Annotated in this window: 14 protein-coding genes; 3 read left to right on the top strand and 11 right to left on the bottom strand. The window is 71.6% G+C overall.

What is annotated here, in order from left to right; all coding sequences use genetic code 11:
* Positions 1–338 precede the first annotated feature (338 nt).
* Genes ACIRQH_RS40280 through ACIRQH_RS40270 form a run of 3 tightly spaced genes read right to left on the bottom strand, consistent with a single transcriptional unit; the run spans position 339 to position 3,240 of the window.
* Complete coding sequence (locus ACIRQH_RS40280; RefSeq protein ID WP_404230470.1) at positions 339–1,553, bottom strand: dipeptidase; 1,215 nt, start codon at positions 1,551–1,553, stop codon at positions 339–341.
* 5 nt (positions 1,554–1,558) lie between these two features.
* Positions 1,559–2,083: a 5-(carboxyamino)imidazole ribonucleotide mutase gene (gene purE, locus ACIRQH_RS40275; RefSeq protein WP_355872220.1), complete on the bottom strand. Its 525-nt coding sequence runs from the start codon at positions 2,081–2,083 to the stop codon at positions 1,559–1,561.
* On the bottom strand, positions 2,080–3,240 hold the full coding sequence (locus tag ACIRQH_RS40270; RefSeq protein WP_388874295.1) for a 5-(carboxyamino)imidazole ribonucleotide synthase: 1,161 nt from the start codon (positions 3,238–3,240) through the stop codon (positions 2,080–2,082). The genes purE and ACIRQH_RS40270 overlap by 4 nt, the downstream gene beginning before the upstream one ends.
* A gap of 196 nt (positions 3,241–3,436) precedes the next feature.
* Between ACIRQH_RS40270 and ACIRQH_RS40265 the strand changes: the two genes are divergently transcribed.
* Positions 3,437–3,976 (top strand): GtrA family protein, encoded by a 540-nt coding sequence (locus tag ACIRQH_RS40265; RefSeq protein ID WP_358821203.1) that lies wholly within the window; start codon positions 3,437–3,439, stop codon positions 3,974–3,976.
* Positions 3,977–4,009: 33 nt separating this feature from the next.
* Here ACIRQH_RS40265 and ACIRQH_RS40260 read toward each other — a convergent pair whose 3' ends face one another.
* Both ACIRQH_RS40260 and ACIRQH_RS40255 read right to left on the bottom strand, forming a co-directional pair.
* A complete protein-coding gene (locus ACIRQH_RS40260) occupies positions 4,010–5,293 on the bottom strand; it encodes an ATP-binding protein (RefSeq protein WP_358821204.1) in 1,284 nt (427 codons plus the stop codon).
* Between the two features lie 200 nt (positions 5,294–5,493).
* Complete coding sequence (locus tag ACIRQH_RS40255; RefSeq protein WP_235457590.1) at positions 5,494–6,171, bottom strand: response regulator transcription factor; 678 nt, start codon at positions 6,169–6,171, stop codon at positions 5,494–5,496.
* Positions 6,172–6,694: 523 nt separating this feature from the next.
* Here ACIRQH_RS40255 and ACIRQH_RS40250 point away from each other — a divergent pair.
* A complete protein-coding gene (locus tag ACIRQH_RS40250) occupies positions 6,695–8,191 on the top strand; it encodes an oligopeptide:H+ symporter (RefSeq protein ID WP_358821205.1) in 1,497 nt (498 codons plus the stop codon).
* A gap of 470 nt (positions 8,192–8,661) precedes the next feature.
* Here the strand turns inward: ACIRQH_RS40250 and ACIRQH_RS40245 are convergent, their stop codons facing one another.
* The 6 genes from ACIRQH_RS40245 to ACIRQH_RS40220 all read right to left on the bottom strand — a co-directional run bounded on the left by ACIRQH_RS40245 (position 8,662) and on the right by ACIRQH_RS40220 (position 14,290).
* Positions 8,662–9,951, bottom strand: coding sequence for a hypothetical protein (locus ACIRQH_RS40245; protein ID WP_388874493.1), 1,290 nt, complete (start codon positions 9,949–9,951; stop codon positions 8,662–8,664).
* A 62-nt stretch (positions 9,952–10,013) separates the two neighbouring features.
* Positions 10,014–11,117, bottom strand: coding sequence for a hypothetical protein (locus ACIRQH_RS40240; RefSeq protein ID WP_388930887.1), 1,104 nt, complete (start codon positions 11,115–11,117; stop codon positions 10,014–10,016).
* 23 nt (positions 11,118–11,140) lie between these two features.
* Positions 11,141–12,127, bottom strand: a complete 987-nt coding sequence (locus ACIRQH_RS40235; protein ID WP_404230466.1) for a hypothetical protein — start codon at positions 12,125–12,127, stop codon at positions 11,141–11,143.
* Positions 12,128–12,157: 30 nt separating this feature from the next.
* Positions 12,158–12,883 (bottom strand): LPXTG cell wall anchor domain-containing protein, encoded by a 726-nt coding sequence (locus tag ACIRQH_RS40230; RefSeq protein ID WP_388930805.1) that lies wholly within the window; start codon positions 12,881–12,883, stop codon positions 12,158–12,160.
* Positions 12,884–13,081: 198 nt separating this feature from the next.
* Entirely contained in the window at positions 13,082–13,645 is a 564-nt protein-coding gene (locus ACIRQH_RS40225) for an ATP-binding protein (RefSeq protein WP_358821208.1), read from the bottom strand.
* Positions 13,646–13,921: 276 nt separating this feature from the next.
* Positions 13,922–14,290: an STAS domain-containing protein gene (locus ACIRQH_RS40220; RefSeq protein ID WP_164373056.1), complete on the bottom strand. Its 369-nt coding sequence runs from the start codon at positions 14,288–14,290 to the stop codon at positions 13,922–13,924.
* Positions 14,291–14,530: 240 nt separating this feature from the next.
* Here ACIRQH_RS40220 and ACIRQH_RS40215 point away from each other — a divergent pair, with 240 nt between their 5' ends.
* Positions 14,531–15,460: an RNA polymerase sigma factor SigF gene (locus ACIRQH_RS40215; protein ID WP_388874306.1), complete on the top strand. Its 930-nt coding sequence runs from the start codon at positions 14,531–14,533 to the stop codon at positions 15,458–15,460.
* The last annotated feature ends 160 nt before the right edge of the window (positions 15,461–15,620 follow it).

The following is a 15,620-nucleotide window of genomic DNA, read 5'->3' as shown; positions in this document are numbered from 1 at the left end:
GTGGCACGGAGCCCGGGGTGCTTCCTGGTGGGTGGGGCGTTCGGGGGTACGTGTACGCCCCACGGGTGCGGCGGTGGCCGTCCCGGCGGCCGCCGGGGCCCGGGGAGCGGGACGCGCTCCGCCCTCGTACCGCCCGCGAACGGCGACTCGCCCGCCCGGCCGACGGCCGGTTCCCAGGGACCGCGGGCGGCACGCATCCTGCCCCCGTCGGTACGTTGCGGCCACTCCGGCGGAGGGTTCCCGAGCACTCGCCCCATCGGTCCCGTCGTCCCCGGTCCCCCGTATGCCGAAGGCGCCCGTGCCGTACGGCACGGGCGCCTTCGCGAGGGCGGGAAGCGTCAGCCGTCCAGTTGCTCCAGGGTCGCGTTCGACGGGGCGCGCGTGGCCTGGAGGTCGCGGGCCACGTCCTCCGCCGCGCCCAGCACGCGTACGGAGTTCCGCCAGGTCAGCTTGGCGACGTCGGTGGTCGACCAGCCGCGGTCGAGCAGCTCGGCGATCAGGTTCGGGTAGCCGGAGACGTCGTCCAGGCCGTCCGGGGTGAACGCCGTGCCGTCGTAGTCGCCGCCGATGCCGAGGTGGTCGACGCCGGCGACCTCGCGCATGTGGTCGAGGTGGTCGGCGACCGTGGAGACCGTGGCGACGGGGCGGGGGTTGGCCTCCTCGAAGACGCGGTGGACCTTCATGCCCTCGGCGGTGGTGTCGAGATGGTGCAGGCCGTGCGCGCGCATGTTCTCGTCGGCCGCGGCCGTCCAGTCGACGGCGGCCTGGAGGACGAACTTCGGCACGAACGTCACCATCGCCACGCCCCCGTTGTCGGCGAGCCGCGCCAGCACGTCGTCGGGGATGTTGCGCGGGTGGTCGCAGACCGCGCGGGCCGAGGAGTGGGAGAAGATCACCGGCGCGACGGAGGTGTCGAGCGCGTCGCGCATGGTGGTCGCGGCCACGTGCGAGAGGTCCACGAGCATGCCCTCGCGGTTCATCTCGCGGACGACCTCACGGCCGAAGGCGGACAGGCCGCCCACGGCGGGTACGTCCGTCGCGGAGTCGGCCCACGCGATGTTGTCGTTGTGGGTGAGGGTCATGTACCGGACGCCGAGCGCGGACAACTGGCGCAGGACGGCGAGGGAGTTGTCGATGGAGTGGCCGCCCTCGGCGCCCATGAGGGAGGCGATACGGCCCTCGGCGCGGGCCGCCTCCATGTCCGCGGCGGTCAGCGCGGCCCGCAGGTCGGCCGGGTGACGGTCGATCAGCTGCCGTACGCAGTCGATCTGTTCGAGGGTCGCGGTGACCGCACCGGGCAGGTCCGAGCGGACGTACACCGACCAGTACTGCGCGCCGACGCCGCCGGCGCGCAGCCGGGCCAGGTCCGTGTGCAGGTGGGCGCTCTGGTCGGTGGCGATGTCCCGCGCGCCGAGGTCGTAGCGGACCTGCTCGCGCAACGCCCAGGGGAGGTCGTTGTGCCCGTCGACGACGGGGAACTCGCCGAGCAGGGCGCGGGCGCGGTCGAGGGAGGGGATCGAGGAGCCGGCGGGGCGAGGGGACTCGGAGGACATGCGCGTCACTTCCCGAAGCCGAAGCCGCCGGTGCTGCCTTCGGCCTTGGCGCGCAGCCGCTTGCCCTTCTCGGTGGCCTGGTCGTTCAGCTCCTGCTGGAACTCCCGCATCCGGCCGAGGAGTTCCTCGTCGTGGGTGGCGAGGATCCGGGCGGCCAGCAGACCCGCGTTGCGGGCGCCGCCGACGGAGACGGTCGCGACGGGCACTCCGGCCGGCATCTGCACGATGGACAGAAGCGAGTCCATGCCGTCGAGGTACTTGAGCGGGACGGGCACACCGATGACGGGCAGCGGGGTGACGGACGCCAGCATGCCCGGCAGGTGGGCCGCTCCGCCGGCGCCGGCGATGATCGCCTTGAGTCCGCGCTCGGCGGCCTGCTCGCCGTACGCGATCATCTCGCGCGGCATGCGGTGCGCGGAGACGACGTCCACCTCGTAGGGGATCTCGAACTCGTCGAGGGCCTGGGCCGCGGCCTCCATCACGGGCCAGTCGGAGTCCGAACCCATGACGATGCCTACTACTGGGCTCATTCGGTGATCGTGCCTCTCAGGTAGCCGGCTGCGTGCCGGGCGCGATCGAGGACGTCGTCCAGGTCGTCGCCATAGGTGTTGACGTGGCCGACCTTGCGTCCGGGCTTCACGTCCTTGCCGTACATGTGGATCTTGAGCCGGGGGTCGCGGGCCATGCAGTGCAGGTACGCGGAGTACATGTCCGGGTAGTCGCCGCCGAGGACGTTCGCCATGACGGTCCACTTCGCGCGCGGGCGCGGGTCGCCGAGCGGGAGGTCGAGGACGGCGCGCACGTGGTTGGCGAACTGGGAGGTGATCGCGCCGTCCTGGGTCCAGTGGCCCGAGTTGTGCGGGCGCATGGCCAGTTCGTTGACGAGGATGCGTCCGTCGTGGGTCTCGAACAGCTCGACGGCCAGGTGGCCGACGACGCCGAGTTCCTTGGCGATGCGCAGGGCCAGCTCCTCCGCCTGGAGGGCCAGCTCCTCGGCGATGCCGGGTGCCGGGGCGATGACCGTGTCGCAGACGCCGTCGACCTGCTGGGACTCGACGACGGGATAGGCGACGGCCTGTCCGTGCGGCGAGCGGACGACGTTGGCCGCCAGCTCCCGGACGAAGTCGACCTTCTCCTCGGCGAGGACCGGGACGCCCGCGCGGAAGGGCTCGGCGGCGTCCTCCGGGGAGCGGACGAACCAGACGCCCTTGCCGTCGTAGCCGCCGCGGACGGTCTTCAGGATGATCGGGAAACCGTCGCCCACGGCGCCTTCGGGCAGGCCCTCCGCCGCGAACGCGGCGACGTCCGCCACGTCCCTCACGATGCGGTGCCGTGGGCAGGGCACGCCGATCGCGTCGAGCTTCGCGCGCATCACGCCCTTGTCCTGGGCGTGCACGAGCGCGTCGGGTCCGGGGCGGACGGGGATGCCGTCCGCCTCCAGGGCCCGCAGGTGCTCGGTGGGGACCTGCTCGTGATCGAAGGTGATCACGTCACAGCCCCGCGCGAAGTCACGCAGCGTGTCGAGGTCGCGATAGTCGCCGATGACGACGTCGCCGACGACCTGCGCCGCGGAATCCTGTGGAGTGTCACTGAGGAGCTTGAATTTGATGCCGAGCGGGATGCCCGCCTCGTGTGTCATACGAGCGAGCTGGCCCCCGCCGACCATGCCGACTACCGGGAACGTCACGCTCCAAGAGTATCGGCCACGCCACGCTGGCTGGTTTCGGCACCGATACGCCCGATTTTCCGTGCTGGTGACCGGGTCTTTTCTTACCTGTGAAGTCATGCACGGGCACTGCGCGGGGGCGCTGGTTAGCATGGCTGGGTTGACGTATTCCATCGCTTGATCGACGACGTACCCACCGACGGGGGCTGGCGACACCATGGGCAGTGCTTCCTCGGGGCCTCAGGCGGGGCCCCGCAGCGCGGTTCGCCGCCGCTTCGACCTGCTCCTGCGGGAGGTCGCCAAGTTCGGCGCGGTGGGTGGAGCGGGGCTGGCCGTCAACCTGCTCGTGTTCAACCTCGTGCGCCACACCACGGACCTCCAGGTCGTGCGCGCCAGTGTCATCGCGACGGTCGTCTCCATCGTCTTCAACTACGTCGGCTTCCGCTACTTCACGTACCGGGACCGTGACAAGGGCGGCCGTACCAAGGAGCTGACGCTGTTCCTGCTGTTCAGCGCGGTGGGGCTGGTCATCGAGAACGGCGTGCTCTACGCCGCGACGTACGGCTTCGGCTGGGACAGCCCGCTCCAGAGCAACATCTTCAAGTTCCTCGGCATCGGGGTCGCGACGCTGTTCCGCTTCTGGTCCTACCGCACCTGGGTGTTCCGCTCGCTTCCGGCCCGTGAGGCCGTGGCCAGTGCCGAATCGTTCCTGGACGAGGAGCCGGAGCCCCGGCGGGCCCGGGCGCGGACGAACTGATCCCGGCGGGACCGCCCCCTCCCCTGCTTCCCCCTACCTGACCGTCCGCTCCTCGTCGTCCTCGCCGATCAGCGGACCTCGCTTCAGCGGGGTCCGGGAGAGGAACAGGCCGAAGACCGGGGGCTGGGCCTGGAGCATCTCCAGACGCCCGCCGTCGGCCTCCGCGAGGTCGCGGGCGACGGCCAGACCGATGCCGGTGGAGTTGCGGCCGCTGATGGTGCGCTCGAAGATGCGGGCGCCGAGGTCGGTGGGGACGCCGGGTCCCTCGTCGGTGACCTCGATGACGGCCTGGTTGCCGATGACCCGGGTCCGCAGCGCGACCGTGCCGCCGCCGTGCATGAGGCTGTTCTCGATCAGCGCCGCGAGCACCTGGGCGACCGCGCCCGGGGTGCCCACCGCCTGGAGATGGCGCTTGCCGGAGCTGACGATCGCGCGGCCCGCGCTGCGGTAGGCGGGGCGCCACTCCTCCAGCTGCTGCTTGATGACCTCGTCCAGGTCGAAGGTGACCGCGGAGCCGGTGCGCGGGTCGCGGGCATTGGTGAGCAGCCGCTCGACCACGTCCGTGAGGCGTTCCACCTGCGTCAGCGCGATCGTCGCCTCCTCCTTCACCGTGTCCGGGTCGTCGGTGAGGGTGATCTCCTCCAGGCGCATCGACAGCGCCGTCAGGGGAGTGCGCAGCTGGTGGGAGGCGTCGGCGGCGAGCCGGCGCTCGGCGGTGAGCATGCGGGCGATGCGCTCGGCGCTGCCGTCCAGGACGTCGGCGACGCGGTCCAGCTCGGGGACGCCGTAGCGCTTGTGGCGCGGGCGCGGGTCACCGGAACCCAGCCGCTCGGCCGTCTCGGCGAGGTCGGTGAGCGGGGAGGCGAGACGGTTCGCCTGGCGTACGGCGAGCAGGACCGCGGCGATGATGGCCAGCAGGGCGACGGCGCCGATGATCAGCAGGGTGCGGCCGACCTCGCGGGTCACCGAGGAGCGGGGCTCCTGGACGGTGACCGACTCGCCCTCCTCGCCCTCGGCGGTGTAGTGGATGACGTCGCCGGTGGGCTCGTTGCCGACCTCGATGGGTTCGCGGCCGGGGATCCTGATCACGGCGTAGCGCTGGTCGGTGACCTGGTTCCGGAAGGTGTCGCTGGAGATGTTCTCGTCGCCGAGGATGCGGCTGTCCACGATGCTGGCCAGCCGCAGCGCCTCGGAGTCCACGCGTTCCTGGGCGCTGTTGCTGATCGTGCGGGTCTCGACGATGACGAGGGAGACGCCGAACACGGCGATCACGACGAGCACGACGGCGAGGGTGGACTGGATGAGACGGCGACGCACGGGGCCCTCCGGGCAGGTGGCGGTACGTGGACCAGTGTGCACGGTCGCCGGGCCGCCGCCTCGGGGCGCCGGGCCGGGGTACGGGGTTTCCGTCGCCGTCCGTCGGTTCCCCGCACGGCTCGGCGGCAGCGAGCCGTCCGCGGCGCGGTGCGCGGAACGCCTCGGGGGCCGGACGGTCGTCCGGCCCCCGAGGTGAGGCCTCAGCTCTTCTCGAAGCGGAAGCCGACTCCTCGTACCGTCGCGATGTAGCGGGGGTTCGCCGCGTCGTCGCCGAGCTTCTTGCGCAGCCAGGAGATGTGCATGTCGAGGGTCTTGGTGGAGGACCACCAGGTGGTGTCCCAGACCTCGCGCATCAGCTGATCGCGGGTGACGACCCGGCCGGCGTCGCGCACCAGCACCCGCAGCAGGTCGAACTCCTTGGCGGTGAGCTGGAGTTCCTCCTCGCCCATCCAGGCGCGGTGCGACTCGACGTCGATCCGCACGCCGTGGGTGGCGGGCGGCTGCTGGGGCTCGGCCGCGCCGCGCCGCAGCAGCGCCCGGACGCGGGCGAGCAGTTCGGCGAGCCGGAAGGGCTTGGTGACGTAGTCGTCGGCGCCCGCGTCGAGGCCGACGACGGTGTCCACCTCGTCGGCGCGTGCGGTGAGGATGAGGATGGGCACGGTGTGCCCCTCGGCGCGGAGCCGGCGGGCGACTTCCAGGCCGTCCATGCCGGGCAGCCCGAGGTCCAGGACGACCAGATCGACGCCGCCCTGCATCCCGGCGTCGAGCGCGGTGGGTCCGTCTTCGCGGACTTCGACCTCGTAACCCTCCCGGCGCAGGGCACGGGCCAGCGGCTCCGAGATGGACGCGTCGTCCTCGGCGAGCAGTACACGGGTCATGGGGTGATGGTAGTCCGCCGCGGACGGGCCTCGGGCAGCGATCGGCCTCCGTGATTCACACCCTCCGTCCGGGTGTTTCTTACCTGCGGGTGTGGGATGCCATCCTGAGGAACACCTTCGAATGGCTCCCGGCGGTTCCATGATCGCCTGTGATCCATCTCTCAAGTCCTTCCATATGGTGCATTGCCATGTCGTATGGTGACTGGACGCCTGTAGCACCACATGGGGACCTTTGGCGCGTGCTCGATGCTGAAGGTCTCTTTTGTGTGCGGGCTGGTGTTCGCCAGCCTCGAAAGGAATGACCTGTGGCCGGGCCCGAGACGCACTGATGCGCACCGGGCGTGGATCCCGGTGGTCGCCGTCCACCGCTTCGCAATCCGGAGCGGACTCCCCGTGGGCGTGGGGGCGGACGCCGTAACCGCCGGTGCCGGCCGCCCCCCACTGGGCGCGCGACTCCTCCAGGCCTTCGACTCCGGTCCGGCCGGGGGACCCCCACAGCGCGTCCCGACAGCAAGGAACAACCATGGCGTCCAGCCTGACGAAGGCCTCGGTGAACCCGGGTACCCCCGGTTCCGGGAAGACCTTCTTCGGCCACCCCCGCGGACTGGCCACTCTCTTCATGACCGAGATGTGGGAGCGGTTCTCCTACTACGGCATGAAGGCACTGCTCCCGCTGTACCTGGTGGCACCGGGCGGCCTGCACATGAACGCGGCCACCGCGACCGCGATCTACTCGGTGTACCTGTCGCTGGTGTACCTGCTCGCCCTGCCCGGCGGCTGGTTCGCCGACCGGGTGCTCGGCCCCCGCAAGACGGTCGCCGTCGCGGGTCTGATCATCATGCTCGGCCACCTCACGCTGGCCCTGCCGACCTCCGGGACCTTCTTCGCCGGTCTCGGACTCGTCGCCATAGGTTCCGGTCTGCTGAAGGCCAACATCTCGACGATGGTCGGCCACCTCTACGAGGGTCCGGACGACCCGCGCCGTGACGGTGGCTTCACGCTCTTCTACATCGGCATCAACCTGGGCGCGTTCATAGCGCCGCTGATCATCGGCACCGTCGGTGAGAACGTCAACTGGCACCTGGGCTTCGCCATCGCCGCCCTCGGCATGGCCGTGGGTCTGGCGCAGTACCTGCTCGGCGGCCGTCACCTGAGCCCGCGCTCGCAGGAGGTCCCCACGCCCCTGTCCGCGCAGGAGAAGACCGCGACGCTGCGCAAGTCCGCGCTCTGGGCGGCCGTGGCCGTCGTCTTCTACGCGATCGTCGGCTTCTCGGGCCACTACACGCTCAACTGGCTGCTGGTCCCGATCACCATCGCCGGGCTGATCATCCCGATCATGGTCATCGGGCGCATAAAGCGGGACAAGTCGCTGGACCGCGCCGACCAGTCGAAGATGTCCGCGTACATCTGGTTCTTCATCGCCGCGGCCGTCTTCTGGATGATCTACGACCAGGGCGGGTCGACGATGTCGATCTTCGCAGACTCGTCGGCCGAGAACACCATCTTCGGCTGGGAGTTCCCGGTCTCCTGGTACCAGTCCGTCAACCCGGTCATGATCATGGCGCTCGCGCCGGTCTTCGCCTGGCTGTGGCTGGCGCTCAACCGGCGCGGCAAGGAGCCGAGCACGGCCACCAAGTTCGCCTCCGGTCTGATCCTGGTCGGTGCGTCGTTCTTCCTCTTCCTGGCCCCGCTGTCGATCGCCGAGGGCGGTCACAAGGCGGCCGCCATGTGGCTGGTGGCCATCTACTTCGTCCAGACCGTCGGTGAGCTGACGCTCTCTCCGGTCGGCCTCTCGGTCACCACCAAGATGGCTCCGGCGAAGTACGCCTCCCAGATGATGGGTGTCTGGTTCCTGGCCGTCACCGCGGGTGATGCCACGACCGGGCTGCTCTCCATCGCCAACGTCGACCTCAACAAGACGGGCATCGTGGCCCTGGAGGCCACGCTCGCCGTGGTCGCCGGCGTCGCGGTGTGGATGTACCGCAAGAAGGTCAAGCAGCTGATGGGCGACGTCCGCTGACGTAGCCCACACCAACGCCGAAGGGCCGCCGCACCACCCGGTGCGGCGGCCTTCGGCGTCTCCGGTCCGGCCGTCGTCGAGGTCGACGGCCCCGGCCGGCGGGCTCACGTTCCCGCCGCGTGCCGTGTGACCGCGAGCCTGCGACTCCCGGCCGTGGCAGCACAGGTCGGCCACGCGGCAGCGACGGGAGCGGTCGAGGGTCAGGTCCTCACCGCCACGCCCCACGCGTACGCCGGCACGGAGGTGCGGGCGGTCGACGTCGGCAAACCGTGAACGAGAGCGCCGAGCGGGAACGTCCGGTCGACGGCGCACCTGCGGCGCGAACACGGAGCACCAGGCAGAGGACCCCGCTCACGACGCCCGCCGGAGCGGAGTCCTCTCACCGCTCCGGCACGCTCGTCGGCGTGGCCGTGCCCCTCACCCCCCGTTTCGCATCCGGGTGAGGAGCAGGGCCGGTGCGCGACGGACGGTCACCTCGTTCTGCGGTGGGGCATGAAGGTGAAGACCGCGCCGCCCAGCAGGATCACCGTGCCCGCGACCAGGCCGAGCGCCGTGAGGGCGCCGTGGCTGTCGGAGCCGGTCTCGGCGAGGCCGCCGGACGCCGAGCCCGCGGAACCCGAGCCGGACGAGGAGGACCCGCCCCCCGACGCGCCGCCCGCCTGCTCGGAGGTGTCCAGAGTGAGCGAGACCTCGGACTTGGCCGGGGTGCAGGTCGTCGTCGTGCCGAGGGCCATCACCGTCAGGACGCCCGGGGACAGCGTCGAACTGCCGGTCGCGCCCGGCTTGTACGTGCCCTTCAGGTCCGGGATCTCGATCGGGTCGCCCGACTTGATCGGCGCGGAGTTGGTCGGGCCCTCGACATGGACGGTCCCCTTGTCGGCGCCGCCGAGAGCGACCTCCATCGAGGGCTTCACGGAGTCGGCGGGGATGTCGGCCGGGCTGTCCATCACGGACTTCCCGAACTTGACGGTCAGGCCGTAACTCCCGCCGCTCTTCGTGGCGTTGATCTGCACCGGCGAGGTGGCGTCCTTGTCCCCGATGGGCGTCTTGCACGCGTAGGCCACGGAGACCTCCTTACCGGTGAAGTCGGTCTGCCCACCGCCTCCGGTGGAGCCGCCGCTGTCGCCGCCGGTCGTCCCCCCGGTCCCGCTGCCGGTCGGCGACGGGGTGGTCGAGTCGGTCGGCTCGCCGGTGGGGGTCGGCGTCGGGGTCGACGTGGAGCCGCCCGTCCCGCCGCCCGAACCCCCGCCGGCGGCCGTCACCTTGATGGTCGCGGAGGAGCCCACCGTCTCCTTGGGCGTGCACTTGGTGTCGGTGGAGATCGGCTTGCTGACGTTGATGTTGTAGGCGTCCGGGGTCAGCGTGACGTCACCCGGCGCGGTCAGCTTGAGCTTGCCCGTCATGTCGGACAGCTTCATGTCGCTGTTCTTGGGGATCGCGGGATTCTGCCGCGGTCCCTCCATGGCGACGCTCGCGGTCTGCGCGCCGGCCGCCTTGAGGGTGCCCGAGGGCTTCACCGTGTCCTTGTCGAGATCGAGGACGTCCGGGTTCTTCGACGCGGCCTGCGCGAACTTCCAGGTGATGGTGACCTCGTCGCCCACCTTCGCCTCGGCGGGCGCGGTGATCTCCACCTTCGTGGTGCCCTGCACGGCGGGCAGCCCGGAGATCGCGGGCGGAATGCACTCCGTCTTGTACGACACCTCGGCGGCCTGCGCCGGTACGGCGGCCACGCCCAGCAGGATGCCCGCACCGCCGAGCATCAGCGCGACTCCGGCCGCGCCCGCTCTGCGTCCGGTGTCCGGTACCACTCTCCGTAGCGTCCTCACGTATGTCCCTCTCTCGTCTGCGTCGTCGGACCGTTCTCGTGCGGTGCGGAGAGCCGGCCGCTCGTCGCGGTGCCCGGATCGCTGTCCGGGGTGAACCACGGCAGGGCGGCCGGTGCCGGCGGGGCGTCCGAGACGCTCGCCGGAGTCTGTGCGGCGGGCGCGGGGGCCGGCCGGGGCAGGCGTTGCGTGAGGTCGGTCAGGCGCAGGCCCCGGTGCCGGCCCGCCCGCCCGGCCGGCCGGTGCGGGCGCACCCGGTCCACCACGGCCATGCCGACGCGGAACACCGCGGCCGGGACGACCACGCAGAGCAGGATCCAGAAGACGGTCACACCCCAGGGGCGGCCCACGCCCCACGGCTGCTCGGCGAGCACCTTCCCGCCGTACTTGAGGGAGACCGTGTAGTCGCCGTGCGCCCCGGCAGACAGCTCGAACGGGAGCTTGATCCGGGCCTTCCGGCCCGGCGCGACGGTGCCGCGCCACTCCTGCTCCTCCCACTGCGGGGCGAACACACCGTGGGAGGTGCCGACCTGGAAGACCGGGTTCTTCACGGGGGCGGTGCCGACGTTGCCGACCGTGAAGACGAGGGTGCGCGCGGGTGGTGAGCCGAACCAGGTCAGCAGGCCGCTCGACCCGTCGAGGCGGGTGTCCGTGAGCACCGAGAGCCGGGCCCCGCTCTCCTCCTTGGGCAGCGGTTCGACCGAGTGCCCGGCCACCATGAAGATGGCGTCCGCCTCCGCCTTGGCGCCGGTGACGGTGGCGACGTGGACCACGCAGGGGCACGGCTTGGGCGGCTCGGCGACCGGCAGCTTCTTGCTGAAGGCGCCCTCGGCGTCGGTGGTGACGGCCCGGCCGTCGGCGTTGGCGCAGGAGTTGGTGCCGCCGATCACGCCGCGCGAGGGCACCGACTGGCCGCAGATGAGGATCATCAGCAGGGCCCTGGGCCGCCACCCGCTGCCGCTCACGGTGACCGAACCGCCCGCCCCCGCCTGGGATCTGGACAGCTTCACGCCCGGCCCCGCGTCGGCGGACGCCGGGCCTGCCGAGGCCGTCGCCGCCAGCGGGATCAGGAGAAGGGCCAGAACGGCGCCCAGCGCCGCCATCCGTATCTTGCCGCGCAGGACGCTCACGCCACCGCTCCCGTCAACTCGACCTCTGTGCCGGGCTGTTCGACCGCCGCGGCGGCCTCCCGACTCCGGCGCCCGCGCCCCCACGGACCCGGCCACGCGGGACGCCCCCGACGTCGTACGGCGAAGAAGGCGACCACCGCCGCCAGGACGGCCCCCGCTCCGGCCGGCGCCCACCACGGCACGAACCGGGCCGACGCCGACGCCGTGCCGCGCGCCCCGCCCGCCACGGTCACCGTCAGCCGCACGTCGACCGCGTCGAGGACCGGCGGATCGGTCCAGGGTTCGTGGAGCGTGACGCGGCGGCCGGGGAGGAGGTCGACGGGCAGGGTGCGCGGGGCACGGTCCAGCACACCGCCGAGGACGCCGTCCGCGTGCACGGCGAGGCGCGGGGTGAGGACCGTGGTGCCGCGGTTGACCAGTTGGTAGGAGATCCGGCCGCCCCGCACCCGGACGTGTTCGACCGTCAGGGCCGACAGCGCGGGTCCGGCCACCCGCAGCTGGACCCGGACCGCCGCGGTGCGGCCTCCCGCGCTCACGACGATCGCGCCGGGATGGTCACCGGGCGCCGCGCCCGCCGGGACGGCCACCGTGAACGGCACGTCCGCACGGGTGTGCGCGGGCACGCGTACGGACAGGGCCCGCGCCGCGGTCCGCCGGCCGTCGGCGCGCCCGGCGAAGGCGATCCACGCACCCGTGTCGGTGGCCCGCTCCCGCACCGTGGAGGTGCCGTCGGCGGCGTTGTCCGCGTCCGCGCCGCGCAGCCGGACCGTGAGCGGCCCGCCTCCCGGGTTGACCACGGACACGGCGTCCTGGAGGACCGTGCCGGGCGCGCCCTCCGCGTACACGGAGGGCCGTCCGTCGGCCGCCCCGCCCGCGGCCGGGACGACGGACCAGTCCTGTGCGGCCGAGGCCGCCGGGGCCGCGCCGAGCAGCACCAGGGTCGTCAGGCCCAGCACGCGGGCGGTGGGGAGTGCGTAGGGCATGCGGCGGCTCCAGGTCGTCGTGCGGGGAGGTCAGCGGCGTACCGCCTGATGCCTGCGGGTCAGCCACAGCACGCCCGCCGCGCCCGCGAGCAGGACCGTGCCGCCGAGCGTGCCGAGCGCGATCGCGGAGTCCGCGGGGCCGGTCTGCGGTAGCTGCCCGCCGGAGTCCGAGCCGCTCTGGCTCCCGCTCGAACCCGAGGAGCCGGACGAACCCGAGCCGGAGCCCGAACTCCCGCCCGCCGCCTTCACGTCGAGGGTCAGCGAGGGCTTCGGGCTGTTCGAGGGCGAGCACGTGGTCGTGGTGCCGAGGGCCTTGATGGTGAGGACGCCGGCGGTGAAGGTGACCTTGCCGGACTTCTTCGGTGTGTACGTGCCGCTCAGGTCACTGATCTTGATGGGCGTGTTGGCGGGGATCGCGGCCGCGTTGGCCGCACCGGTGACCGCCACGGTGCCGCTGTCGGCGCCGCCCACCTTGATGACGGCGCTCGGCGTCATGGCGCCCTTGCCGAGTTCGACCGGGCTGGAGGAGACGCCCTTCTGCCAGGACATGGTGAGCTTGTAGCCGCTGCCGCTCCTGACGCCCTTGATGTCGATGGGCGACACGGCGCTCTTGTCCCCGATCGGCGTCTTGCACTGGTAGTTGACGTCGACGACGTCGGCCTGGGCTGCCGGGGCGGCCATCAGCACCGCCGAGCCGGCCAGGGCCGCGGCGCACGCGAGCGCGGCGGTTCGTTTCTGGTACGTCCGGTACGACACGGGCCTGCCCCTCAATCCTGACGTCGTCCCCGACGGGACACGCGGCGAGATTTCCTGACGGAACATCAGATCGGCCGTCAAGGTACGCCCGGGGACTTACGGAGGGAAGACAAAGTGCGCGCCGGATCCATGGGGGATCCGACGCGCAGAGTGCCGTACGGGGCGGGTGTCGGGAGATGTGTGCGGGAGATAGCCGCGTCAGGCGGGTGCGCCCAGCTCGGCCCACACGGTCTTGCCGGAGACTCCCGGGCTGCGGACGACCCCCCAGTCCAGGCAGAGCCGCTGCACGATGAACATGCCGTGGCCGCCGGGGCGGCCGGCGCGGTGCGGGGTGCGCGGTGCGGGCTGGCCCGCGCCGCGGTCCGAGACCTCGATGCGCAGCACCTTGTTGTCGACGGAGATCCGGAGTTCGTCCGGGCCCTCGGCGTGCAGACAGGCGTTCGTGACCAGCTCGGAGACGACCAGCAGGACGTCCTCGGCGGCGGCACGCCGGTCGGCGCCCTCCGCGGGCAGCCAGCCCCAGGCGTACAGCGCCTGGCGGGCGAAGTCGCGGGCGAGCGGTACGACGCCGCTCTCCCCCTCGAAACCCAGTCTGCGGGCCTGGCGGCCCGGGGCAGCGAGGACCGCGCCGTCCGGAGAGGCTCCGTCGCCGGGCGGTCCGCCGTCCACGGGCGCCGCGTCGTCCACGGACGCCCCGGAAGCGCCGCCGTCGCCCGACTCAGGGCCGCGGTCGCCCGGCGGGCAAGGCCGGGTGGTGCTCATCAGCGCTTCACCTCACCGATTCACCGGTTCACAATTCAAGACTCGGTACGCAGTACTCAGTACGGATGGATCAACGGCTTTCACCGCGTGTGGACCGGACGACTTTCGCCGCACCGGAGGCCGGCCCGCTCGCTGCCGACGCATCCAGGATGTCTCCTGCCCGACGGAACCGTCCGAACACCCACTTATTCGGCACGGAAACTGTGACGCGAGTAACGCGCCGGTCACGCGGGGGCGACTGGGACGGGACGCCGACATGATCGACGGGCCGCCCGGTCAGTCGGCGAGAGCCGCTTCGAGCGTGTCGTGCACGGTGAAGACGGCCTCCGCCCCGGTGATCTCGAAGACCCGTGCGACCACCGGCTGCATCGCGGCCAGATGGACGCCGCCACCCGCGGCCTCGGCCTTCAGCCGGGCACCGAGCAGCACGTTCAGTCCGGTGGAGTCACAGAACTCCAGGCGCGAACAGTCGACGACGAGCCGCGAGTACCCCTTTTCGAGGCACCCTTCGAGTGGCTCACGCAACAAATCGGCCGTGTGGTGATCCAACTCACCCGCGGGGGTCACGACGGCACTAGTGCCCTCTTCCCGCACCTCGACAAGAAGCCGGCCAGACTGTGCGCTGCCGACCGTCCCGCGGTCCATGCCGTCTCTCTCCCGAGCGTCGCGACTGCTGATGTACGCACTCGAACACTACGCCTTCTCTACGTCACCTGACACCCGAACAACCCCCCGCAAACGGACATTTCGTCACAGAAGGCACTTGCGACAAGTTCACAAAAGCGGGTAGGGCTAGTAGAGACACCTATCCGACCCGGCCGGCTTTGGAGGCGCCGCACACCGCACAGTGCACGTATTGGCATCGGCGGCCATATGCCGAGAACGATGGAGGACACCATGTCACCCCGGCTCGACGCATCGCATACCCAGACGGCGACGTCGACACCCTCTCCGGTGGGCCCGGAGCACCTCGACGGCCCCGGCACCGACGGAGTCGACGCACTCGTGGGACTCGCTGGACTCCCGGAGATCCCCCCGTACGACGAGGTGGGGCCGGTGGACGCACGGGCCCTGTCCAAGACGCTCTTCGCGCGTCTCGAGTCCCTCGAAGAGGGCACGCACGACTACTCGTACGTCCGCAACACCCTCGTCGAACTCAACCTCGCGCTGGTGAAGTTCGCCGCCTCCCGCTTCCGCTCCCGCAGCGAGCCGATGGAGGACATCATCCAGGTCGGCACCATCGGCCTGATCAAGGCGATCGACCGGTTCGAACTGAGCCGTGGCGTCGAGTTCCCCACCTTCGCCATGCCAACCATCATCGGCGAGATCAAGCGGTTCTTCCGTGACACCTCCTGGTCGGTGCGGGTCCCCCGCCGGCTTCAGGAGCTCCGGCTCGACCTGGCCAAGGCGGGCGACGAACTCGCGCAGAAGCTGGACCGCGCTCCGACAGTGGGAGAGCTGGCGGAACGCCTCGGCATCAGCAACGACGAGGTCGTCGAGGGCATGGCCGCGTCCAACGCCTACACGGCGAGCTCGCTGGACGCCCAGCCCGAGGAGGACGACTCCGAGGGCGCGCTGGCGGACCGCATCGGCTACGAGGACAACGGACTCGAGGGCATCGAGTTCGTGGAGTCCCTCAAGCCGCTGATCGCGGAACTCCCGCAGCGCGACCGGCACATCCTCTCGCTGCGCTTCGTGGCGAACATGACCCAGTCCGAGATCGGCGACGAACTCGGCATCTCCCAGATGCATGTCTCCCGGCTCCTGTCGCGCACCCTCGTGCGACTCCGCAGGGGACTGACCGTCGAGGAGTGACAGGGCTTCGCGGCCCGTGCGGCCGCGCATCGGAGCGGTGGGGGGGGCCCGCGCCCCCCCCCCCCCGCCGGCCCCCCCCCCGCGGGGCGCGGGCCCCCCCCCCCCCCCCCCCCCCCCCCCCCCCCGGGCCGCCCCCCCCCGCCCCCCCCCCCCCCCCCCC

The sequence above is a fragment of the Streptomyces sp. NPDC102279 genome (genome assembly GCF_044766365.1).
Classification (GTDB): Bacteria; Actinomycetota; Actinomycetes; order Streptomycetales; family Streptomycetaceae; genus Streptomyces.
Note: the sequence above shows the minus strand (reverse complement) of the source record. Positions and strands in the feature narration are given on the sequence as shown.